This is a genomic window from Pullulanibacillus sp. KACC 23026, from assembly GCF_029094525.1.
Taxonomy (GTDB): Bacteria; Bacillota; Bacilli; order Bacillales; family Sporolactobacillaceae; genus KACC-23026.
Genome location: NZ_CP119107.1, coordinates 83,937 through 107,305 on the forward strand (window position 1 = coordinate 83,937; position 23,369 = coordinate 107,305).

21 protein-coding genes are annotated in these 23,369 nt (G+C 37.3%); 11 read left to right on the forward strand and 10 right to left on the reverse strand.

Features of this window, described 5'->3' with window-relative positions; translation table 11 throughout:
• Nucleotides 1-47: 47 nt before the first annotated feature.
• From PU629_RS00405 to PU629_RS22515, 5 genes are all read right to left on the reverse strand, one after another.
• Nucleotides 48-692, reverse strand: coding sequence for an ABC transporter ATP-binding protein (locus PU629_RS00405; protein ID WP_275282285.1), 645 nt, complete (start codon nucleotides 690-692; stop codon nucleotides 48-50).
• 12 nt (nucleotides 693-704) lie between these two features.
• Nucleotides 705-1,406: a hypothetical protein gene (locus PU629_RS00410; protein ID WP_275282286.1), complete on the reverse strand. Its 702-nt coding sequence runs from the start codon at nucleotides 1,404-1,406 to the stop codon at nucleotides 705-707.
• 657 nt (nucleotides 1,407-2,063) lie between these two features.
• Nucleotides 2,064-2,933 (reverse strand): NADH dehydrogenase FAD-containing subunit, encoded by an 870-nt coding sequence (locus PU629_RS00415; RefSeq protein ID WP_275282287.1) that lies wholly within the window; start codon nucleotides 2,931-2,933, stop codon nucleotides 2,064-2,066.
• 66 nt (nucleotides 2,934-2,999) lie between these two features.
• The gene (locus PU629_RS00420; protein WP_275282288.1) at nucleotides 3,000-3,407 is read right to left on the reverse strand and encodes a hypothetical protein; all 408 of its coding nucleotides are present in this window, start codon (nucleotides 3,405-3,407) and stop codon (nucleotides 3,000-3,002) included.
• Between the two features lie 170 nt (nucleotides 3,408-3,577).
• Entirely contained in the window at nucleotides 3,578-3,670 is a 93-nt protein-coding gene (locus PU629_RS22515) for a hypothetical protein (protein WP_481900465.1), read from the reverse strand.
• A 314-nt stretch (nucleotides 3,671-3,984) separates the two neighbouring features.
• Here PU629_RS22515 and PU629_RS00425 point away from each other — a divergent pair, with 314 nt between their 5' ends.
• Complete coding sequence (locus tag PU629_RS00425; protein ID WP_275280603.1) at nucleotides 3,985-5,214, forward strand: IS4 family transposase; 1,230 nt, start codon at nucleotides 3,985-3,987, stop codon at nucleotides 5,212-5,214.
• Between the two features lie 504 nt (nucleotides 5,215-5,718).
• Here the strand turns inward: PU629_RS00425 and PU629_RS00430 are convergent.
• Both PU629_RS00430 and PU629_RS00435 read right to left on the reverse strand, forming a co-directional pair.
• Nucleotides 5,719-7,098, reverse strand: coding sequence for a sugar porter family MFS transporter (locus tag PU629_RS00430; RefSeq protein WP_275282289.1), 1,380 nt, complete (start codon nucleotides 7,096-7,098; stop codon nucleotides 5,719-5,721).
• A 958-nt stretch (nucleotides 7,099-8,056) separates the two neighbouring features.
• Complete coding sequence (locus PU629_RS00435; protein WP_275282290.1) at nucleotides 8,057-8,425, reverse strand: helix-turn-helix domain-containing protein; 369 nt, start codon at nucleotides 8,423-8,425, stop codon at nucleotides 8,057-8,059.
• A gap of 274 nt (nucleotides 8,426-8,699) precedes the next feature.
• Between PU629_RS00435 and PU629_RS00440 the strand changes: the two genes are divergently transcribed.
• From PU629_RS00440 to PU629_RS00465, 6 genes are all read left to right on the forward strand, one after another.
• Nucleotides 8,700-9,707, forward strand: a complete 1,008-nt coding sequence (locus PU629_RS00440; RefSeq protein WP_275282291.1) for an asparaginase — start codon at nucleotides 8,700-8,702, stop codon at nucleotides 9,705-9,707.
• 48 nt (nucleotides 9,708-9,755) lie between these two features.
• Nucleotides 9,756-11,186, forward strand: a complete 1,431-nt coding sequence (gene aspA, locus PU629_RS00445) for an aspartate ammonia-lyase (protein WP_275282292.1) — start codon at nucleotides 9,756-9,758, stop codon at nucleotides 11,184-11,186.
• Between the two features lie 94 nt (nucleotides 11,187-11,280).
• Complete coding sequence (locus PU629_RS00450) at nucleotides 11,281-12,078, forward strand: fumarylacetoacetate hydrolase family protein (RefSeq protein WP_275282293.1); 798 nt, start codon at nucleotides 11,281-11,283, stop codon at nucleotides 12,076-12,078.
• Between the two features lie 531 nt (nucleotides 12,079-12,609).
• Complete coding sequence (locus PU629_RS00455) at nucleotides 12,610-13,188, forward strand: bifunctional transcriptional activator/DNA repair enzyme AdaA (protein WP_275282294.1); 579 nt, start codon at nucleotides 12,610-12,612, stop codon at nucleotides 13,186-13,188.
• Nucleotides 13,169-14,086, forward strand: coding sequence for a DNA-3-methyladenine glycosylase family protein (locus tag PU629_RS00460; protein WP_275282295.1), 918 nt, complete (start codon nucleotides 13,169-13,171; stop codon nucleotides 14,084-14,086). Before PU629_RS00455 ends, PU629_RS00460 begins: the two co-directional genes overlap by 20 nt.
• Nucleotides 14,070-14,552 carry a methylated-DNA--[protein]-cysteine S-methyltransferase gene (locus PU629_RS00465; RefSeq protein ID WP_275282296.1) on the forward strand — a complete coding sequence of 161 codons (483 nt, stop codon included), beginning with the start codon at nucleotides 14,070-14,072 and terminating at the stop codon, nucleotides 14,550-14,552. The genes PU629_RS00460 and PU629_RS00465 overlap by 17 nt, the downstream gene beginning before the upstream one ends.
• Before the next feature lie 165 nt (nucleotides 14,553-14,717).
• Here the strand turns inward: PU629_RS00465 and PU629_RS00470 are convergent, their stop codons facing one another.
• Both PU629_RS00470 and PU629_RS00475 read right to left on the reverse strand, forming a co-directional pair.
• Nucleotides 14,718-15,560, reverse strand: coding sequence for an aldo/keto reductase (locus PU629_RS00470; protein WP_275282297.1), 843 nt, complete (start codon nucleotides 15,558-15,560; stop codon nucleotides 14,718-14,720).
• A 36-nt stretch (nucleotides 15,561-15,596) separates the two neighbouring features.
• Nucleotides 15,597-16,811 (reverse strand): MFS transporter, encoded by a 1,215-nt coding sequence (locus PU629_RS00475; protein ID WP_275282298.1) that lies wholly within the window; start codon nucleotides 16,809-16,811, stop codon nucleotides 15,597-15,599.
• A 190-nt stretch (nucleotides 16,812-17,001) separates the two neighbouring features.
• Between PU629_RS00475 and PU629_RS00480 the strand changes: the two genes are divergently transcribed.
• The 4 genes from PU629_RS00480 (at nucleotide 17,002) to PU629_RS00495 (ending at nucleotide 21,040) form a co-directional block, all read left to right on the forward strand.
• Nucleotides 17,002-17,379: a winged helix-turn-helix transcriptional regulator gene (locus PU629_RS00480; RefSeq protein WP_275284525.1), complete on the forward strand. Its 378-nt coding sequence runs from the start codon at nucleotides 17,002-17,004 to the stop codon at nucleotides 17,377-17,379.
• A 558-nt stretch (nucleotides 17,380-17,937) separates the two neighbouring features.
• Nucleotides 17,938-19,242: an extracellular solute-binding protein gene (locus PU629_RS00485; RefSeq protein WP_275282299.1), complete on the forward strand. Its 1,305-nt coding sequence runs from the start codon at nucleotides 17,938-17,940 to the stop codon at nucleotides 19,240-19,242.
• 73 nt (nucleotides 19,243-19,315) lie between these two features.
• Nucleotides 19,316-20,191: a carbohydrate ABC transporter permease gene (locus PU629_RS00490; RefSeq protein WP_275282300.1), complete on the forward strand. Its 876-nt coding sequence runs from the start codon at nucleotides 19,316-19,318 to the stop codon at nucleotides 20,189-20,191.
• 3 nt (nucleotides 20,192-20,194) lie between these two features.
• Nucleotides 20,195-21,040, forward strand: coding sequence for a carbohydrate ABC transporter permease (locus PU629_RS00495; RefSeq protein ID WP_275282301.1), 846 nt, complete (start codon nucleotides 20,195-20,197; stop codon nucleotides 21,038-21,040).
• A gap of 593 nt (nucleotides 21,041-21,633) precedes the next feature.
• Here the strand turns inward: PU629_RS00495 and PU629_RS00500 are convergent.
• Nucleotides 21,634-22,998, reverse strand: a complete 1,365-nt coding sequence (locus PU629_RS00500; protein ID WP_275282302.1) for a sugar porter family MFS transporter — start codon at nucleotides 22,996-22,998, stop codon at nucleotides 21,634-21,636.
• Nucleotides 22,999-23,369: the final 371 nt, after the last annotated feature.

The window sequence follows — 23,369 nt, forward strand, 5'->3', positions numbered from 1 at the left end:
ATTGAAAAACGAATAAATTATCCCCCATTTCGCTTTTAATTGCTTTTTTATTGTTCTATCTCTGAAACGTTCCCGGAGTTTAATTTATATACTTTTTGACATAAAGTTTCTATATCTGCTTTATGATGAGACGTTAATAAAATGGTTGCACCTCTTGCATTTTCTGCCTTAATTAATTCATAGACATTTTCAACTGATTCCTCATCTAATCCGTTCATTGGTTCATCTAATAAGATTAGATCTGGTTCTTCCATAATAGCTTGAGCGATAGCGAGCTTTTGTTTCATTCCTAGTGAATAGGCTCTAACTTTCCGCTTATCTTTTGGATCAAGTCCGACCTGTTGCATCGCTAATTCAATTTTTTCTGAAGATATTTTTTGTTGAATATCTGCTAAAAACTTTAGATTGTCGAAACCAGAATAGCTTTCTAGAAATCCAGGTTTTTCTAAAATAATGCGTGCATTTTTTGGAAATGAAATGGTTTGATGTAGGGTCTCTCCCTCTATTTGCACCTCCCCCGATGAAGGTTTTACGAGACCCGAAATAACTCGAAATAGCATCGATTTTCCGGATCCGTTATGCCCAACGAACCCCACAATCGTTCCTTTCTCTATATCCAATGTAACGTTATTTAGTATTTCTCTACCATTGATTTTTTTAGATACACTATTTAATTTAACTGCAGCAGTCATTTAAGATACCCCCTAAGATAAATCCATTTTCTTGGCTTTCATCACGATTAGATTAAACAATACAAAGATGGCAAACAATTCAACGAAAAAAACGAGTGGCAAAAATTGTTTTATTTGGTCTCTCATGCCGTAATAAAGTAGAATATAGGGTTTAATAATTCGTGCACCCGTATAAATGAGAAGACATAAAATTATTATGGCAACTTCAACAGTTGAATAAAGCTTAATTGTCAACCATAACAAAGCATGAATATACATGTTAAGTGACAAGCATAGAAAAACAACAAGCCATTGAAAATCCCAAATTATACGAGCATTAAAAAGTATTGAGATAATAAACGTAGTTGCCAATAATACTAATACATAGCATAAGGTTATCAGTAAACCTGTAACGAATTTTGTTTGCCAATAGAGTCTTAAATTCTTATAGCGCAGGATTTGATAGACTGAAACCATATGAAGTTTGGATTTCCAAATGATTTGTAAGATTATTAAATAGCCCATGCAAATTAAGATCCAATTGATCCATCCTAAAGGTAAATTTCCTGCCGAACCAAATAAAGCCATTAGAACGTAACTTGTAGTTATCTTAAAAGAGATTATCTTATCTAAAGATAACAACATGTCATTTAAAATAGATATCACAAAAATAATTAAACTTAGTTTGAACAAGTCAATTTTTAATAAGCGGAATTCTAACTTCAATAATTTCATTAGCTTACATCCCTACTATAAAAATCTATTCTAACTAACAGATTTTGAACAATATAGGTTAGCGCAACTATTAGAAATAGTAAGCAAAAGATAACGAATGGAATCGCACTTGGTCTTATATTAAAAATGGTTGGTATTACTGCAATTGTAAAACGATCAATGATTACAAGAGAAATAACAATTAGTAATGCCATAATCCTATTCGATCGTAGTTTAATAATAAGAAATAACAATCCGATAAATGTAATCACTAAGTAAAATCGAAGAGCTAATGAAAAAAGAGGAAGAACAGATAACAAAGAATGATGAAAGAAAATAAGATAGATAGTTAAGCTTGACAATAATATAAATAAAGTAAAAAGAAAAGCATTTAATAGAATAGATTCTATTTCATACAAGGCGATTTCACGCCTATAAGTATATCTCCTTATTTTTTCCCAATCGCTTGAGTCACCTTTTATTCCAATAAGTAATATGAATAAGGGATTGTAAAAATATTCAAACCTAATAATTAAGAAGAAGCTATTTATAGGGGATTCTGTTTTAAACCAATTTAGAATTGTGCCTAAAATAAATACTATGAGTATGGTGCCAAGAATTACGATAATGAACCTCATTTTTAACATTAAATCCTTAATTACATACCGTAGTACTTTGTTATTGAACATCAATAATCTTCCTCGCTCCTAAGGAATATATGGATGTAGTAAGAATAAATAATGCAACAAAGTCTATGACAAATGGTAAGTAAGTCAATTTTTCTACGGGCTGCCTCGGATCTAAGAAATTAAAAGGGTCCCAAGATAATAAACCAAGTAATGAAAATATAATCCATATTCCTAAATGGAGACACATTGGTGTGACTAAAATAAGATAACGATTCTTGATAAACAATGAAAAAGCTAAACCAAAACAAGAATAAATGCCTGCATATAAACCACCGATCAAAAAGTAATTGAGCATGTATAAATATGGTGAAATACATAATAATGATGAAAATATTTCTTTTTTTAATGATGGCCCGCTATTAAGTAAAACTGCTTTACCATGAATCATTTTGTTGTAAGATATTGAGAAGTTGGAATAATCCCATGTTCCTGTTATTAAGTTAAATATAACGATACCTATAATCAAGGGAACTATAAATAGCATAAATGGAATGATAAAAGAAAAAACAAATTTAGTAACGAAATAAGAGAAACTATTTTTTCTAGTCAATTGATAATTAAGATTGCCAGTTACCTTTTCTTTAAAAATGGTATCTACTATTGGTAAAGAGACTATAAGTGGATAAATAAAATAATAAAACGATGTAAAAAAATTTGGTGATTGACCAATCCAATATTCCCAAGGAGAAACAAGCGCCTTTGAATCAGGAAACTTAGCGAAACTGTCTTGGGCTATATTATAATCAATACGAAACTGTTTCAGATTGGCCCATAATCCAATGCTGACTAAGAGAATTAATGAACATAAACAAATATAAATTGTCTTATTCGTAAATACTTTCCTAACTTCAACTAACATAGTGTCCTCCGAATCAAGAAAATTTTCGAGAGCGTTTGATAATAAGACTCAAACGCTCTCGTTCCTTTATGGATAGCTTATAGATGAATCTGCTGCAAATGCGCCCTTAACAGTTGGAGTTGCTACACTAAAGTTTGCAGTCCATCCTCTTAAATCAAAGGTTTCATTTGCGTGCTTACCAGAGATTGGAAAGACATAATAAGAACCATCACCTAACGTCGTTTGTACTGATAACTGTTTAGATGAATTCCAAATATCTACATTCACTTTGTAGTCACCACTAACATCATTAATGGTAGTTATTGCACAGGAACTATCGATATTTGTATCACTTTGTAACTTTTTCCAATTTTGCATTATTGGTAGATCCTTAGTAAAACCTTTAAGTGTTGTATTGGCAAAAGCTGGTACGGCACTAAAAGCTATTCCAAAAATTAATCCAGTTAATAAAAATGCCTTTAACTTAAATTTCATGAAGTTAAATCCTCCTCTTCTTTTAATTTATTTAATGAATGCTGGCCAGCGTTTCAATCGCTATTCAAATTATCAATCTATTTAATTTTAGGCTAATATGAAGTAAATAAAAACCCTTTTTTGTAAAAAAAATCTTTTTTATCGATTTTTAAACCAACCTTACCTTCCTCTTAGACCTGATAAGAGTTTTTTGAAATTCCAGTTAACTCCTCAACTTGTTTGTAAAAATGTGTTCCTAATAGATTTAAAGCGTGCCCCCCCATTTAAGTAAGAGTGGGATTTACCGTTCCGTTCCGATAAATTTTAACGTAGCCCAGGTAGTTCAAAACAATAGAAGCGAATTAAAGAAAGTTTACAATTCTGATCTTGCTGCTACTGAATTGACAGGTTAGGTGATCCATATTCAGTCACTAGCGTTGCGTGAAGATAATACTAGTTTGTCAATAGTTTTTAGCTAAAAATAATTATTGTATATTTTGTAATATATGTTAATTTTTGTTTAAAAACACATAAAAAAACCTTATAATCAGGAGGAAGGTAGGTAATCCTGTCCAAATCCTAACTATAAGGAGTTCTCATGGACAAGCATACCATAAATACAGTTTTTAAGGAATACCTCCACCCCCTTAATGGAGAAGTTATCTCAAAGATGGTGGAGATAATGAAGATTGATAAATATGTAAAAAAGCTTGATAGTCTTACCTTTGCGAAGTTGTTTATATTTGCTCAAATCAACCAATTGGAGAGTCTCAAAATAATAAGTAATAAGGTGAATCGTATAAAGAAGCTCCAAAAGGAATTGGGGTTAAAAAGCATTAGTAAATCCCAATTATCTAGGAAGTTATCAGATATCCCATCAGAAATCTTCCAAGCGATTCTCCAACATCTTGTTCAACAGATACATCGAGAGTTTGGAAAAGAACAGGGCGACCGTTTGCTCGGAAAAATCCATCTTATTGATTCGTCAACGGTTTCCTTTTGTCTGAGTCAATATAAATGGGCAGTGTTCCGAACAACCAAAGGCGGCATAAAAATCCATACTCGCGTCGTTTTGTATGGTGAAGAAACAACACCAGATAAAATCATCGTGACACCTGCTCGTCCTGCTGATATGACTCAATTAGATTCGCTAATGGTCATTGAAGAAGGTGCCTTACATGTCTTTGATCGAGGTTATTTTGATTTCGAGAAATTCGATGAGTATTGTAAACAAAATAGTCGTTTTTGCACGCGTATTAAAGATAATACAATCGTCCATGTTATTGAAGAATTGCCAGTAGACCCGTCGTCTAACGTTCTTCGAGAAGCGATCGTTAAGCTTGGAAGAATGAAATATCCTCTTCGACTTGTGGAAACTTTGGATAGTCAAGGCAATAAACTAACCATCGTTATCAATGACGCAAAAATGAGCGCAGACGAAATTAGTGACCTCTATCGAAAACGATGGCAGATTGAATTATTCTTTAAATGGATGAAACAACACCTCAAATTAAAGAAGATGTACGGGACAAGTCAAAACGCTGTATATAATCAAGTTTATATCGCCATGATCACCTTCTGTTTAACCTTATTAATGAAGAAGAAGGTGCATTATCAAGGGACACTTCTCGATATGCTTGATTACATAGTTGATTATTGGTCAAACTGCTTTATAACGTTCTTAAAAGCGCTATTCAAAAAGCCAGAACGCTCTTCATTTGGTAGGCGAAAGCTTAAACACGAACAAATTTTCCAAGATACACTGGCACAATATGAAGAAGGAGAGGTGGACCATTTAAATGATTTAACTTATGATCCAATCTTATAAATGGAAAAAAATGGATAAGGATTACCTTCAAACACCCCCCTTTATCTTTTTGGCTCCTTCGTCATAAAAATATAAGACTGAATTTTCGGTTTTTAATCATTGGAATAATATTACATATTATTCCAATGATTACCGTTGACTTTGTGGCAATTTTTTTATGCAACGCTAGTGATATTCAGTCGACAGTTCGACTTTGTCATCATATATATCGATATATATGATGACATTTTTTTTGTTTGATATATATATAAAGATAGAGATTTTTAATTTTATTATTGTATAATAGATTAGGATTAAGATTAAATTCAACAACATATATATCATTATTGTTGTTGTTGAATTTATTGTCTAAAGGGGTGGGGAATTATGCCAGCTAAAATTATAAATTATTATAGAAAATAACTTAGCCAAATTCCTTATCGTAAAGGAATTTGGCTATTTTAATGGTACATCCCTCTTAACGGATTAGAATTCCGAAGTGTTGTGTGACCTTAAAGAATCAATTTAAGCACTCTTTTTCTTTTCTCCCAATTTTTCGATGTCCTCTAAGCTATGTCCGCGTGTTTCGGGAACGCATGTCCGGATAAATAAAACTCCAAGTAAACAAATGACGCCAAAGATTGCGAACACTGCTTCTTGAGACATTGAAGCGGTCATGATTGGGAATAGCAATCCAACTAAGAAAGAACCAATCCAGTTAAAGGATGAAGCCGTTCCTGATGCCCGTCCGCGAATGACCAGAGGAAAAACTTCTCCAACGATGACCCAAGTTAAAGGCGCCCACGTAAATGAATAAATAGCGACATAGATACTTAAAAAGGCAACGATCATCATTGGACTTGCATTAGGAATTAATGAATTCAATAGTGCAGGCAAGATAAAGGATAGACCCATAATAATTCCGCCCACTGTTAATAAAGTACGGCGATTAAATTTATCCGCAATCAATAGGAATACTAAAGAACCAACTACAAGAATAACCCCTTGAATAATGGGCCACATCAACGCAGAACTAGCTGAATGTCCAGTTGCCTTTTGTACAATCAAAGGAATGTAATAGAAGATAGCATTAGCACCTTGGAATTGTTGAAACGCTGCTACACCGACTCCGGCAATGACTAAATAACGATATTTACTACTAAGTAAAGTACCCCATGATGCTTTTTGATTGGCCTTGATTTCCACTTTGGCCGTTTCCTGAATTTGTTTGATTTCAGATTCAATTTCTTTTTGAGAGCGAATAAACCCTAACACCTTACGTGCTTCATCAAGTTTATTGTTCTTAATTAAAAAGCGTGGTGACTCTGGTAAACGTAATACTCCGAAAAATAAAATTAAAGCAGGAACCGCTGCCAAACTGAGCATTAATCGCCATGCCATTGTTTCAGGTAAATCTCTAAGTAAAAAATCAACAATGTACGAAAGGAGCATTCCAGAGACAATCATTGTTTGATTAATACCTGACAAACGTCCGCGTAAACGTGCAGGTGCCATTTCCGACATATAGGCTGGGACTAAAGCGGATGCAGCACCAACGGCTAGTCCTAATAAAATTCGAACAGCTATCAAGTAATATTGCCCATTATGAGGGGCTATCCCTGATAAAATGGATCCAACCACAAAAATTAAGGCTGAAATCAAGATCATTTTCCGTCGTCCTAAACGATCGGAAAGTTGTCCGGACAAAGCGCCTCCGAAAATAGCTCCAAACATAACGGCGGAGGTAATCCAACCGATAGATCCTGCGCTGTTTTGAAGGTGCCAATCATTTTCTAGAAAAGGCAAAGCACCTGTCATAACACCAATATCGTAGCCAAAGAGAATGCCGCCAAAGGCTCCAAAAAAGTAGATAAAGCTACTTGAGATTTTCTTTTCACCAACCATTAAAGTTCCCTCCTCATGATGTAAAAAACACATTTTATAAAATGTCCATACTAAAATTAGTGAGTGCTAGTTACTAGCTGCCCGCTATCGATGTTAAACCCCTTACAGATAACGGTTCCAATTAGGGGAATATAGAGATAATTTTTACTAGTATGCCTCCACTAACATTAAACCCCTTACAGATAACGGTTTCAGTTTAGTGTGGCGCTTTCATTTGCCCAGCCTTGATAATACAAGTATATTTTTATGTTCGTACATTTGTCAACAATAAAATTATATGTGCATACAAATTTAGCAAAAACTACCTCGCTTATTAACTAAAAGGAAAAAAGGATTCAGACAGATGGTCTATCTACCGAATCTAAATGAAAACCAGAAAATCGATTGAATGATCCGCTGAAGGGTGGTTGGTATTTGGGGAAAGAAGCGGATAATAGTTTAAAAGTTAATGAGGAACTAAAAGTACTTTGAAAGATAGGATGGAGGAATTTGCAGCCTACCTATTCTTTGTGAAAGATAATATAGATGATGCCTGAATGTTAGTTATACAGGATGGATGTTCTTCATAAAAAATATGCAGTTATTAATAATAAATAAGGGGTTGTAAGAATTGAAAATTGGCCATCCAATTCTTTTTGGAGAGGCCAACTAATGTGATTATTTAATTGTTGCTTTGTGGCGACACTTGACTTACTAGTCCAACGACCACCAAATGTAATCCTCTATCGATTTTCCTGCTTAGAAAGTTAGGATTAGGGTGAATCATAATATTAGTGATGAAACTCTTTAAAATTCGTCAGTACCTTCTATATTTAAAGGAGAGGTGCTGTTTTGTTTTTCATGAGCTTATTGGCATTTATTGCTAATGAGCCAATGATACTCGTCACAATCAAGATCTCGGGATATTAGCCCTTTTTGGCCAAGAGGCAAACTTATATATAAAGCACGTTACACCCCATCAATTTTCCTCTAAAATTGATTCTTCTTCGATTAATTCCTTTTCCTTTAATCTTCTTTTTGCCCGCACAAAAGAGACAAAATCGATTAATTCATCATTAGATAAACGTTTTCCATCTATTGAGAGCTTGTGGGAGTGGTTATTAATAAGTGAAGTAATGTCGATAATAGCCTCGGCCTCTTTTGCGCCTAATAAATAATCAACTGTTGTTTGAAATAAATTGGCAATTTGTAATAATGAGTGGAGGGAGGGTTCGCGGTATCCTGATTCGTAACCGGCGTAAGTGCTCTTGGCGATTCCTAGTTTGTCGGCCGTTTCTTGTTGGGACCATTGGCGCTCTTTTCTTAATACTGACAAACGTTCCAGCATGCTCTCGGGCCCCCCATCTTTTAATATTGGATTTATTATAACATTGGGAAATGGACAATACTATAATAAATATACGCGAAACGAGGACAATGTGTTGTTTTTTTGCCAATTAATTATATAATATCTAATATAAATACGCGTTGCGCGTAATTTTTGTCGCAAATAATGGCCGAGCCATTTTTTCGGGCTTCCTCGGTACCTTCCAGTGTCCATTGTGGATAACCAAGGACGCTCTGCGTTTTCTTACTATCTTTATTCAATGGAGATGTTGCGTGTGAAGAAGATTTTGCTGTTAGCTACCGGTGGAACAATTGCCTCTGTTGAGAGAAGTGAGGGGCTAGTTCCAGGATTATCTGTTGAAGAATTATTGAACTTTTTACCTAAATCAAGTGATAGCCATGTTGACGGTAAAATCTTAATGAATATGGATAGTACAAATTTGCAGCCAGAGCAATGGGTAACAATTGCTGATGCCGTCAATAGGCATTATCATGATTATGACGGCTTTGTCATAACCCATGGAACCGATACGTTGGCGTATACATCCGCAGCCCTTTCATATATGCTTCAGGATCTGGAAAAACCGGTTGTCCTGACTGGGTCGCAGGTTCCAATCAGCTTTAGTAAAACCGATGCCAAGAAAAATGTTTCGGATGCCATTCGGTTTGCCAGTGAGGCTATTGGCGGGGTGTTTGTTCTTTTTGATGGCCGGGTCATTCTTGGAACAAGGGCGGTCAAAATGAGAACAAAGAGTTATGATGCCTTTGAAAGTATTAACCATCCATACGTGGCTTACGTAAATGGAAATGAAGTTAACTACCAATGGAAACCTGATCGCAACTCAAAAACGTTTACTTTTAAACCTAATTTATGCACCGATGTCTTTCTGCTGAAATTGTATCCGGGCATGAAGCCTGAGACGTTTGATTTTCTAAAAGATTTATATAAAGGAATCATTATTGAAAGCTTTGGAAACGGCGGCTTGCCTTTTGAAGGAAGGAGCCTGCTTTCTAAAATAAAAGAACTTACTGAAGAGGGTATGCCCATCGTTATTACGACTCAATGTCTAGAAGAAGGGGAAGATCTGCTTCTCTATGAAGTAGGCAGGAAAGTCGCCCAGTATCAAGTGATTTTGTCCGGAGATATGAATACAGAAGCCATCGTACCCAAATTAATGTGGGCACTCGGACAAACTCAATCTCTGGAACAGGTTAAGCAAATCATCGAAACGCCACTAGCTGGAGACTTAACCGTTAAATCAGATAATGAGGATGAAAAATAGACATACGACCAATCTAAAGTTGGCTTGAATAGAGGAGACCCGATAACTATGTCAATCACAATGAGCCCAACACGTACTGAAAAAGATTTTTTAGGATCGAAGGAGGTCCCTGCCGAAGCTTATTATGGGATACAAACTCTTCGTGCGGTTGAAAACTTTCCAATTACGGGGTACCGGATTCATGAAGAATTAATTAAGGCAATGGCCATTGTGAAAAAGGCGGCAGCACTGGCAAATATGGATGTAAAACGGCTTTATTCCGGCATTGGAGAAGCCATTGTCAAAGCAGCTGACGAAATGATTGCAGGTAAATGGCATGACCAAATTATTGTTGATCCGATTCAAGGGGGAGCGGGTACCTCGATTAATATGAATGTGAATGAGGTTCTTGCCAACCGTGCTATTGAATTACTTGGTAAACAAAAAGGCGACTATTTTCAATGCAGCCCTAATACTCATGTAAATATGTCTCAATCGACGAATGATTCCTTTCCGACTGCCATTCATATAGCGGCACTTAACCTATTAGAAAAATTGCTTGCAACGATGGAGGACATGCATGCTGTTTTTCATCAAAAAGCTGAAGAATTCAATCCTTTTATTAAAATGGGACGAACTCATCTTCAGGATGCCGTTCCAATTCGGCTCGGTCAGGAATTTGAAGCTTATAGCCGAGTCATTGAACGTGATATTAAGCGGATCAAACAATCGCGGCAGCATTTATATGAATTAAACATGGGAGCAACTGCTGTTGGAACAGGATTAAATGCAGACCCTCGTTATATTGAATTAGTCGTAAACTATTTGGCAGACATCAGTGGGCTGCCTTTGGTCGGGGCGGAACATCTTGTTGATGCAACTCAAAACACGGATGCTTATACAGAAGTCTCATCGGCATTGAAAGTGTGTATGATGAATTTGTCAAAAATCGCCAATGACTTGCGATTAATGGCATCGGGTCCAAGAGCAGGCCTTGGTGAAATAAGTTTACCAGCAAGGCAGCCAGGTTCTTCTATTATGCCAGGTAAAGTTAATCCGGTTATGGCTGAACTCATTAATCAAGTAGCCTTTCAGGTTATTGGTAATGACCATACGATTTGTCTGGCATCGGAAGCGGGGCAGCTTGAACTAAATGTCATGGAGCCTGTTCTCGTCTTTAATCTTCTGCAATCGATCAGTATTATGAACAATGCGTTCCGAACGTTTACAGACAACTGTTTAAAAGATATTAAAGCCAATGAAGAGAGATTAAAAGAGTACGTCGAAAAAAGTGTTGGCGTGATTACAGCGGTTAACCCGCATCTTGGTTACGAGGTAGCCGCTCGGATTGCAAGAGAGGCGATTTTAAGCGGTGCCCCTATTCGCGAGTTATGTTTGAAATATAATGTGTTGACAGAAGAGGAGCTTAACTTAATCCTCGATCCTTATGAAATGACTCATCCCGGGATCGCGGGGGCTTCTTTATTGGAAAGAGACTAGTATTTTGAGTGCCCCATTAATTTTTTTACAAAACTAAAAGTCTTGTCTTACAGGGGCATAATGACATGCATCCATAAATGGAGTTGGTAGGAGTATGAAGGTTTTACAAGAAACACAAACGATTGTTCGTTATCAGGATCAAACAGGTGAAATAGTTTACGGAATAGTTGAGGGTGAGGAAGTTTTACAATTATCCAGTCCGTTTACTGAAATTGTAAATAACGAACTCAAACTTGATGGTATAAGACATAAATTGAGTGATATAAAAATTTTGGAGCCAGTCGAACCCTCAAAAGTTATTAATTTCGGTTGGACCTATGCTGAGCACGCAAAGGAGACCGGGGGAACGGCAAACCTCAAAGAGCCCTTTTTATTTTTAAAACCGGCATCTTCTTTGATTCCCAATGAAGGAACGATTGTACTGCCGACCGGTGATTTAACCAAGCAGGTAGAAATGGAAGGGGAAGTTGCCCTTATAATTGGGAAGCGCGGTAAAAATATTAAAGAAGAAGACGCATTGGATTATGTCTTTGGATGCACGATCTTTAATGATGTGACGGCAAGAGATCTTACAAAAACCGATCCCCAGTTTACACGAGGAAAAGGCTTCGACACGTTTGGTCCATTGGGTCCTTGGATCGTGACAGGTATAGATCCAACGCATTTACGAATTGTTACAACATTAAACGGAAAAACCGTCCAAGATGGTAATACAGATCAGATGTCCCTTTCCATCCCATACCTTATCAGCTGGGTTTCACAAATTATGACATTAGAGCCAGGCGATGTGTTGGCGACGGGTTCTCCTTCGGGCAGTTGCCCAATGAAAGCAGGCGATGTCGTAACGGTGGAAGTCGAGAAGATTGGTAAACTGCGTAATTATGTTATTTAAAAAGTAGTAGGAAATGGCCGTTTACTTTTCTGTAATGAAAGAGCGTGAACGGATATTGAGTTTTAATAATGAAAAGAAGGCATTAGGGATCCCTAATGCCTTTTTTGTTGTTCTAAGACTGACCAAAAGAGCAAGAATGAGGACGAAATGGTGGGTGATTTCTTGTTAAAATGAGTCCAATAAAACAATTAGAGAAAAGAATTTTATATTAATGCCAGAACTAATCTTAAAAAGGGGAAATCCCTCCATGAAAACTGTTGATTCAGCATAGGCCTATGGTGAGAGTGGGGGAAAGGGAAATTTTGCTCCCGGGTTAAAAGAAGATGATGAGAATAAAGACATTTTGAATCCTATTAATTTCTTTCTAAATAGATTAGCTTTACCTAGACAAACAAAGTGTTCTAAGCTTAAAGAATTAAGAGTAGGACGCTATAGTTGTGGAATGCTCTCTGTGGAGTGATTGCCTATCTAGAAAATAAGAGACCTCTCTTTTGTACGAGAACGATGCTAATGTGAAAGGCAGTGGGTTAAATGGCTTCTAATATCAACTTTACATTTGAAGAGATGTGGGAGAAAATTATCGCTTGTGACCGTAAATATGATGGGCTATTTTTTACGGCCGTAAAAACAACAAGAATATATTGTCGCCCTTCCTGCCGCTCAAGAAAACCCAAAAAAATAAATGTTGAATTTTACTTTGACATGAATAAGGTTGAAAAGGCAGGTTATCGTCCATGCAAAAGATGTCAGCCAGAAGTAGAGCATTCACCCAATATTGTGCTCGTCAGGAATATAGTAGCGTTCCTAGTCAATCATTATAAGCAAAATTTAATGTTAAAGGATATAGCGGATCAAGCCGGGTTAAGTCCTTATTATCTGGAACGTTTATTTAAACAAGAAACCTCTGAGACACCGCGTACGTATCTAGAGAAGATACGTATTGATAAAGCTGTCTATCTACTTAAAAGCACAGATTTGACGAACCTTGAGATTTGCTATGAAGTGGGGTTCCAAAGCCCTTCTAATTTTTATAAAGTATTTCGAAGTTTAAAAAACTGTTCACCAAGCAACTATCGAAAGGAACTTCAAAATGAATTGGATGGATTGTGAATCATCAATAGAAATTTTTCCTCCAAAAGAATTTAATTTTGAGGAGTGTTTAGTTTTTTTGGGAAGGTCTAATCAGGAAGTACTTCATCAAATTAAAGAGGGCTCAGTGTATAAATTAATAAAAGTGGATGACACTTTGATCTTATGTAAAATTGGGGCGTCTCTTAATTCTATGAAGGTTGAGTTTCCAATCAGTATTCCATCTAGCCACGCTCGTCAAAAGGTGGCCGAGTATATCTGGGAATGGTTTGATTTGGATCAGGAATTAGGGGAATTTTATCGATTGGCCGGACAAGATAAGATTTTAGAAACCCTTGTCTATAAATATTATGGACTACGGATTATGTGCATTCCTGATTTATTTGAGGCGCTTGTATGGGCGATTATGGGCCAGCAGATTAATTTGACCTTTGCTTACACATTAAAGAAGCGCTTCGTTGAACAATATGGAGAGAGTCTAACGTTCGAAGGGGAAACGTTTTGGTTATTCCCTTCATTTGAGAAAATAGCTTCGATAAATGTTGATGATTTAAGGAAGCTTCAATTTACGAATAGGAAGGCTGAATACATCATTGGGATCGCTAAAGCTATGGCAGGTGGCGGGTTAACTAAGGACTTATTGCTTCAGATGAAAGATTATCAGCAAATACAAAAATCATTAATGATGGTAAGAGGAGTCGGAGCATGGACGGCAGATTACGTCATGATGAAATGCCTGCACATTACCGCTTCCTTCCCAATAGCCGATGTTGGACTTCATAATGCCTTAAAGAATCTATTAGGTTTAGAGAGAAAACCGTCTATTGAGGAAATAAAGGAGTATGCACTAAATTGGCGAGGTTGGCAGTCATATGCTACCTTTTATCTTTGGAGGTCTCTACATGACAAAAATGTATAAAATGGATTATGAATCACCAATAGGCTTTATAGAAGTAATAGGTACCCATGAAGCTATCGTTTCCATTTTATTTTGCGAAAAGGATAAAAAGGAGAATGGTGTACAGACTGACACTCCTCCGGTTTTAATAGAATGCTATAACCAACTTGATGCCTATTTTAAAGGCAATCGTCGTGACTTTACCTTCCCTTATCAATTGGAAGGGACAAGCTTTCAAAAAACAGTATGGGAAGCTTTAATAGGTATCCCTTATGCGGAAACGGGGTCTTATAAAGAGATCGCCGTTGCCATTGGGAATGAAAAAGCGATCAGGGCTGTGGGAAGTGCAAATGGGAGAAACAAGTTAAGTCTTGTCGTCCCATGTCACAGAGTCATCGGTTCTAATGGGAAATTAACGGGTTATGCAGGAGGTCTATGGAGAAAGGCATGGTTGCTTCATCATGAAAAATCTTTTAAGGGATTATGAGATAAAGGTTACCATTATTTCCTGATTCCCTAGCCAAAACCATATTATTATGGAGCCTTCAACGCACAAAATGGGAGCGGCTCGCCCCCAGAATTGGTGTGATGGAGCCTTCAACGCACAAAATGGGAGCCCCTCTTAAAAAAGTGAGACTCCCATTTTTTTTAATTAAAAATCAAAGTGATCAGGGTCAGGTCCTACTCGGAGGTCCTGATTAAGCTGGTTAATTCGTTTTATATCTTCTTGTGAAAGTTCAAAATCAAATACAGTAGAGTTTTCGATAATCCGATGTTCCTTTGTAGATTTTGGTATAGTTATGACACCGTTTTGCAAATCCCAACGTAAAATGATTTGGGCAACTGTTTTATTGTATTTATTGGCAATTGACAGCAAATCGGGGTGATCCAATAATTGCCCTTGCATTAAAGGTGACCAAGCTTCCAGCTGTATACCATGTTTTTGGCAAAAGGCATGAAGGTCCTTTTGAGTTAATCGGGGATGGTATTCAACCTGATTGATCATGGGTTTTATTTCGGCTTCTTTCATTAATTCTTCTAAATGGTGAATTTGAAAGTTACTCACTCCAATAGCCTTTACCTTTCCTTCTTTATAAAGGGTTTCTAAAGCACGCCATGCCTCTTTATATTTTCCTTCAACAGGCCAGTGAATGAGGTATAAATTCAAATAGTCTAACCCAAGCTTATTTAGGCTTGTCGTGAAGGCGTTGAGCGTGGACTCATATCCTAGATCAGCATTCCAAACCTTGGATGTGATAAACAAGTCATCTCTAGAAATACCTGCTTCTTCTATTCCCTCGATAATAGCTTTACCAACGCCTTCTTCATTTCCATATATGGACGCTGTATCAATACTGCGATAGCCATGTTTTATAGCAACTTTTACAGCATTAATGAGTTCTGGTCCTTCCTCTACTTTAAATACACCTAATCCAAACCATGGCATTTTAATCCCGTTACTTAGTGTTGTTGTCGATTGCAAGTCAATTAACATAAAATAACCTCCTAGTTATTGAAATTTTTTTTGGAATTAAGAACAAGTTTGCTCCAACAAGCTGTTTGCCTTTGGATCTTGTGTCTCTAATCTTCTGCTCCACCCTGTCAACATAACGGCTGCCAGCACCATGAGTGAGCCAATCCAGGTCGTGTGAATAAGACCGAATGAATGGGTAATCAGCCCTCCAAGATAGGAGCCAAGTGCAATTCCAGCGTTAAAGGCAGCAATATTAATGGCGGATGCCACATCAACGGCTGTTGGTATGAATCTCTCCGCCAACATCACCGCATAGAGTTGTAATCCAGGTACGTTCATAAAAGCGAGAAGTCCCATAAAGAAGACTGTCATCAGCGCTATTGATTTATGAGGTGCTGTGAACAAGAAAATAAAGAGAATAATAGCCTGTACAATGAACATATAAAATAATGCTTTAAGTGGATTTTTATTGGTGAGTTTACCACCCAGCATATTACCAATGGCAATGGCAATGCCGTAAATGAGTAAAATAATGGAAACTAAATTTTCTTTAAAGCCAGTAATAGTAACTAAAATAGGTGATAAATAAGTAAAAACGACAAATGTTCCGCCATAACCTAAGGCAGTAATAATAAATATGAGCAACAGTCGGCTGTTCTTTAGTAGTTTAAATTGACTGCTAAAGGCTGTTGGGATTCCTTTCCGTAAGTCAGAGGGCACTAGAATACAGTTGGCAAGAAGAGCGATGATCCCAACGGCAGTAATTAGAACAAAAGCCATTCTCCATCCATATTGTTGCCCAATAAAGGTTCCTAAAGGCACACCCGTAACTGTAGCAATCGTTAGTCCTGAAAACATAATAGAGATGGCACTTGCTCTTCGATTTTCAGGAACTAAATCGGCCGCAATGGTTGAGCCAATTGACATGAAAATACCATGTGAGAGGGCAGAAATAACACGGCCAATAATCAATATACCAATTCCCGTTGCACATGCTGCGATACTGTTACCAGCAATGAAAACGATCATGATTAAAATTAATAAGGTCTTTCGGGGAATTTTTGAAGTAACTGAAGTCAGGACAGGCGCCCCAAAAGTAACTCCTAAAGCATACAAAGAGACCGTTAACCCTGCTATCGAAATGGGTATTTTTAAATCTGATGCAATAAGCGGCAGTAATCCAACACTAATGAATTCTGTTGTCCCAATTGCAAAGGCGCTCATCGCTAATGCTACAAGCGCAAATGTACTCCTTTTTCTATCTTTGGACATGTTCTCCTCCTGTTGTTTTTGGTATTTTATAAGTGAACTTGTAAAAAGTAGTCTATATAGATCATTTCAACCGGCAAATGCTATTATGGGATAGATCGAAATAAAAGGGAAGTACGTACTTTGAAGTGATATAGGCACCTTTTAGTAAGATAGGTACTTTTTAGTTCCTGTCTAATGGAGGAAATAGATGATGAAGAAAAAGAAATACAACATATCAGTTGAAGCAACACTTGAAGTGATCGGTGGAAAATGGAAATGTGTGATTTTATGCCATCTTACTCATGGCAAGAAGCGCACAAATGAATTGAAACGTTTGATGCCTAACATCACGCAAAAAATGTTGACTCAACAATTACGTGAGTTAGAGGAAGATGGCATCATAAACAGAATAGCCTATAATCAAATCCCTCCCAAAGTGGAGTATGAGCTAAGTGACTATGGATGGAGTTTAAAAAGTATTTTGGACTCGCTATGTGAATGGGGAGAAAGACACATTACTAAGGTATATGGAGACAAATTTGAGGTTTTAGAAGAAAATGTTCTTAATGAGCATCTGAAGGAATCTTAAACGGAATCAAAATTGAAAAGGTGAAAAAGATAATAAGCAGGTGAGCTTTTTGGGCAGGACGAGGCTGGGACAGAAGTAGTTGACGAATAGGAAAAACCGAACTTATTCACACCTTTTAACGTGTTGGGTTCGGTTTTTCATTTATAAGTTAAGTCATTGATGAAACGCTAGTCAAAATACATCGCTTTCCGTGTGCACGGCCCAAGCCTCTTCAACAAGGAAAACGCTTGCTTGCGGGGTCTTCTGACACGTGCTGTTCTCGCAGTAGTCTCTGTATTTTGGCTGCGCTTCCTATTTGTTTCTGTCCTTATAAACATTTATTGTTCGGAATTTAGGTCAGTTAGTTTTATTTTGTCCCAACTCTTCCTTGGATCTCCAATATTATGAATTTGCTCCAGGTCTTTCGTCTAATTAGCGATTACCTCGCCTTGTTATGTTAGGTAAATGGACTAAATAATTTTAAAATTACATCAATAATTTTAAGTGTTGATATTTCAATAGTTCTGATGATATAATAAGTTCGTTCAATAGACGAACAAAGTAGGAGGGATTCATAAAATGAAAGGCATTACAAAAACCTTATTTTCAGTTGTAAGCGCTTTGACTGTTTTGGCAGTTGCTGCAGGATGCGGGTCAAGCTCTAACGGTTCACAAAAATCTTCAGGAAAGGCAACGGTTACGATGTGGAGTGACGTAAGCGGGGATGCCAAAACTGCGATTGATAATGAAGTATCTCGCTACAACAAGTCCCAATCAAATATCACGATTGATTCACAATATTTCGAGTCCAATGCTTATAAACAAAAGCTTCAAATTGTTATGGGAGCTAAAAAGGGTCCGGATATTTTCAGTAACTGGGGCGGCGGCCGTTTAAATGACTTCATTAAGGCAAATGATGTTGTCGATATGACATCCTATCTTAAGAATAGCAAAACTAAATATTTGCCTTCCATTATGAAATCGGTTACGTTTGATGGAAAAATTTATGGAGTGCCACACGGTAACATCCAGCAAGTTAACTTTTTCTATAATAAAAGCTTATTCAAAAAATATGGCTTAACACCACCAAAGACTTGGGATGAACTCTTAAGTGATGTGAAAGTCCTTAAGTCAAAAGGAATTGCTCCAATTGCATTAGGCGGAGGAGACAAATGGCCAGACCTTATGTATTTTGAATACTTAGTAGACCGCATTGGCGGACCTACAGTGTTCCAAAATATTCAAGAAGGCAAACCAAATGCTTGGTCTCAGCCTGAAGTTATTCAAGCTCTTAAAATGATGCAGCAGCTTGCCAACGCAGGCGGCTTCGAAAGTGGTTTCAGTTCTGTCGGTTCTGGTAACGGAGAAGACGCAGCTCTTGTTTATACTAACAAAGCAGCAATGTGGTTAATGGGCAGCTGGGGTTACACAAGTATCTTGTCCGATGATAAGAGCTTTATCGACGATGGCAATTTAGGTTGGTTTTCTTTCCCGGCTGTCACTGGAGGTAAAGGTGATCCAGCTGATGTAGCAGGAAACCCAAGTGAATTCTATTCGATCTCTTCAAATTCTAAGAACAAAGATGCGGCTGCAAAGTTTCTTGTAAACGGTAACTTGGATAAGCAAAATGTTAAAGATTTGATTAACATTGGAAACGTTCCGCCCGTTCAAGGCATTGAGTCTCAGTTGAAGCAAGCAAAAGGCGGAGACTACATGACATTCTCTTATGATTTGATTAAAAATGCACCTTACTTCCAACAATCTTGGGATACGGCATTAAGTACTAAAACAGGTAATGAGTTAGATGATGATTTAAGCAAACTATTAATTAATCAAATGACTCCACAACAAGTAGCAGCCGACATGCAGAAGTTTAAAAATTAAAGATTATTTGGCAAGGGGGGGAACTCCCTTGCCAAATTTTTAAATGCTGAGGTGAAACGAGATGGGAACACGAATGAATTGGCAACGCTGGATAATGGTTATTCCAGCATTGGTTTTCTTTGCAATATTTGCAATCATCCCGATGTGTGTGGCGGTTTATTACACCGGATTAAATTGGGATGGATTAACCCCGCCTACTTGGGCTGGATTAAGTAACTGGGTGCAAGTTTTCCAAAATGGGGAGGCTTGGCAATCCACTAGGTTAACAATTGAATTAATGGTGTTATGTTGGATTACCCAAAATCCAATAAGTTTAGTATTAGGTGTATTTATGGCGGGAAAACAAAAACACAGAGCCGTCTTTGGGGTATTTTATTTTATCCCTCTGTTATTTTCGGCAGCTGCAATTGGTGTAACGTGGTCTTATATCTTAAATCCAAACTTCGGACTTGTAGATAGTTTATTAACCGCGTTGGGGGTTAAACAGCCTGTTAACTGGTTGGGAAGTCCTCATCTTGCTTTAATTAGTGTCAGTCTTGTTATTGCATGGCAATTCATTCCATTTAACTCTTTGCTGTATCAAGGTGGAGCCAAGCAAATACCTGAATCTATATATGAGGCAGCCAAAATAGATGGAGCAGGTCCTTTTAGAACTTTCTTTTCGATTACATTGCCCCAATTAAAATATACAATTGTTACATCATCGGTTCTAATTTTAACAGGGACATTGACTTATTTTGACTTGATTTATGTGCTTACGAGCGGGGGACCAGGAACATCCACTCAAGTTCTAGCTATGGACATGTACAAACAAGCCTTTATGAATAACAATATTGGAATGGGTAGCGTCATGGCCATAATTTTAGCTGTGTTTGGGCTTATCTTATCATTACTCATTTTGAAATTTACAGGATTTAATAATATGGAAAGTCAGAAGGAGGGGGCATAAAACATGGCTGCTCACACAAAGATTAAAAGTGGAAAAGGTTATAATGTGGCTTTTACTACTTTTGGTGTCATATGGCTGATTGTTTCTTTCTATCCTGTCCTCTATATTCTAATGTCTAGTTTGCGTACCCAAGATGGGTTCTTATCTGGCGGGCCAACTTGGCTGCCGACCTTGCACCCCACTTTTTCAAATTATGCAGCTGTTTTTCAATCGGGGTTTGGGCACTATTTTTTGAATAGCCTTATTGTTTCGGTCGTTTCAGTTGTGTTTATTGTTCTATTTTCATTGCTTTTGGCCTATGTCATTGTTCGGACCAAAAATCGTGCTGTAAAAATTATTTTCAATGTTTTCTTAGTTGGTTTGGCTTTACCCATTCAAGCTGCTATTATCCCGGTATACATCCTTATTACAAAATTAGGTATGTATGATACGCTTGGAGGAATCATTTTTCCTTCCATAGCATTCGGTATTCCAATGACATTATTGTTCTTAGTGAACTTTGTGAGAGAGATTCCTAACGAATTATATGAGTCAATGGGACTAGAAGGGGCATCAGATTTTCAGATGTTAAGACATTTGGTTACGCCACTAACTATGCCTTCGATCATTTCCATTGCAATCTATCAATTTATCTTAGCCTGGAATAACTTCTTGTTCCCTCTTGTACTAACACAAAGTGATAGTGTTAAAGTTATGCCGCTTGCTGTTGTTCAATTCCAGGGGGATCATACTATGAATATTCCGATTACAATGGCGGCGGTTACGGTCTCTGCATTGCCATTATTGTTAGCCTACATCTTCGGTGGTCGTTATATCCGACGAGGCATGATGGCTGGATTTGGCAAATAAAAACCTCAAAAGGAAACGGTATTCTTGGCTGTTGCTTAAGACTGTCGACAACCCCTAAAGACGGGCTAGTCGATGGTCTTTTTATATTTCTAATTTAGTATAGTTAGGGCGGCCTCTAAATATGCAGGTATCCACGAACCAACAGACGCCGATTAAACGAGGACGAGTTGAAATGATAGATTATGCCGATTATTTTGTACGAAGGATTGGGGGAGTCTCTTTTTAGAATAATCAATAGCTTAGCTAAACAGTTTATGAGGTGCCCTTATAGGTTTCGTTTCTCACTGTTCATAGGCTTTGGATAAAGACAGGCTTTACGTTACGGTAGAAGGAGGCAGTCCGAGGGACATGGCGTTCAATGGATGTATGAGGTATGAGTGAGGTTTAAAAGAAATGACTTCAACCAAGTTACTCACTATATGTAAGGATGGGTGAAGCTTGCCGATTAGAAACAAGTTATGGTTATTTAGGCTTCTTTTGTATTAACTGATACCTGAAGGAACTACCTAAATAATTACAGGCATTCACCTCGGTGAATGCCATGGCTTAAAAAAAGGGATACCCTGTGGTTCGGGTATCCCTTCTAAGTTTAGTTAAATCGCAGTTTGGTTGGCTTGTTCTGTTCCCAATTGTTGATCTTTATTTCTTAAATCAATTTCAATTTGCTCTAAGCTGCGTCCCTTTGTTTCAGTTACATAGAGCGTGACAAAGAAGAAGGCCAAGATCCCCATGACGCCATAAACAACAAATAGCATATTACCAAATCGATCAAGTAGAGACGGGAAGGTTAAAGAGACAAGCAAGTTGGCTCCCCAGTTTGCTACACCACTAATGCCAATTCCGAGACCACGTACGTTAAGAGGGAAGATTTCACCGATCATAACCCAAACAACAGGTCCCCACGTTGCAGCAAAGAAAACGATGTAAACTGCTAAGCAAGCTAATGTAATATAACCTGTGGCGCTAGAATGACCACCAAATTTAGTTAAGAGACCTAGTGCGAACAGACAAACAGCCATTCCGATGCTGCCTATTAAGAGAAGTTTCTTACGGCCAAGTTTGTCCATTAACCAAATAGCAAAGATCGTTACAATAACATTAATAATTCCAATTCCAATGGTACCTAAGAGGGCAGCTGAATCACCTAAACCAACTTTTGTAATGGTAGTTGGCGCATAATAGATAACAGTGTTACAACCTATGATTTGTTGGAAAACAGCAAGTCCAACTCCGACTATTAAAGCAGGGCGGACCCATTTTTGTTTCAGCATCTTCCAACCGCCGTTTTCTTCAGCATTGGTTTTCTTTATATCAGCAATTTCTTTTTCGACGCCAATACCCTTACGCAGATGTTGTAAAATGTTTCGAGCTTCTTGTTCACGATTTTGTTTTAAAAGCCATCTTGGGCTCTCTGGTAAAAAGAGCATCCCAATAAGTAAAATAATACCAGGAACGAAAGCAAGCCCGAGCATCCAACGCCAACCTTCAATAGGGGCAAAGATATAGTTGATAATATAAGCAATTAATATCCCAGTTACAATCATTAATTGATTAAGGCTGGATAATGCTCCGCGAATATTAGCGGGTGCCATCTCTGAGAGGTATAAAGGTACAAGGGCTGAAGCGCATCCAACGGCGATCCCTAAGACAATTCTAAATAAAATTAATACACCAGTACTTGGTGCTAAGGCGGTTCCAATTGCGCCTATACAGAAGATTGCGGCGGCAACCATCACGTTTTTTCGTCTGCCGTATTTATCCGACAAGCGGCCGCTAATCGCTGCACCAATCATTGCACCTACTAATATAGAACTGACGACAATTCCTTCAGTTAATGAAGTAAGACCTAGACTCTTCTTAATGTAGAGGATAGCACCAGAGATGACACCGGTGTCATAACCAAATAGCAATCCACCCAATGCTCCAAAGAAATAAATTAAGGCATTATTGACTTTCATATTTAATCCTCCTAAGTAAACGTATAGTTTTAAAAAGATTATTTAAATTAGTTAATTTGAGATTGAATTCGTTTACATGTTCGCATTAGGCAAACGCTAACAACATTCAATCAATCGATAGATGGGCAAACTCTTGATCAAGGTTCATTTAAATAAAAACGTATACATAATACGTTAAACGGTTACAACGAAACTTTGCGAAACTTAGTTTATTTGATCAACTATGTTTCGTAAATCTAATTTATCACGTCTGGGCAAAAAAATCAATACGCTTTCAATTAACTTTCTATTCTATTAAAAGAAGCACTGAAAAAGGGTGTGAATATTAAGAAGAAAACTACAATGAGGTTTTGCATAAGTGTACCCAAAGA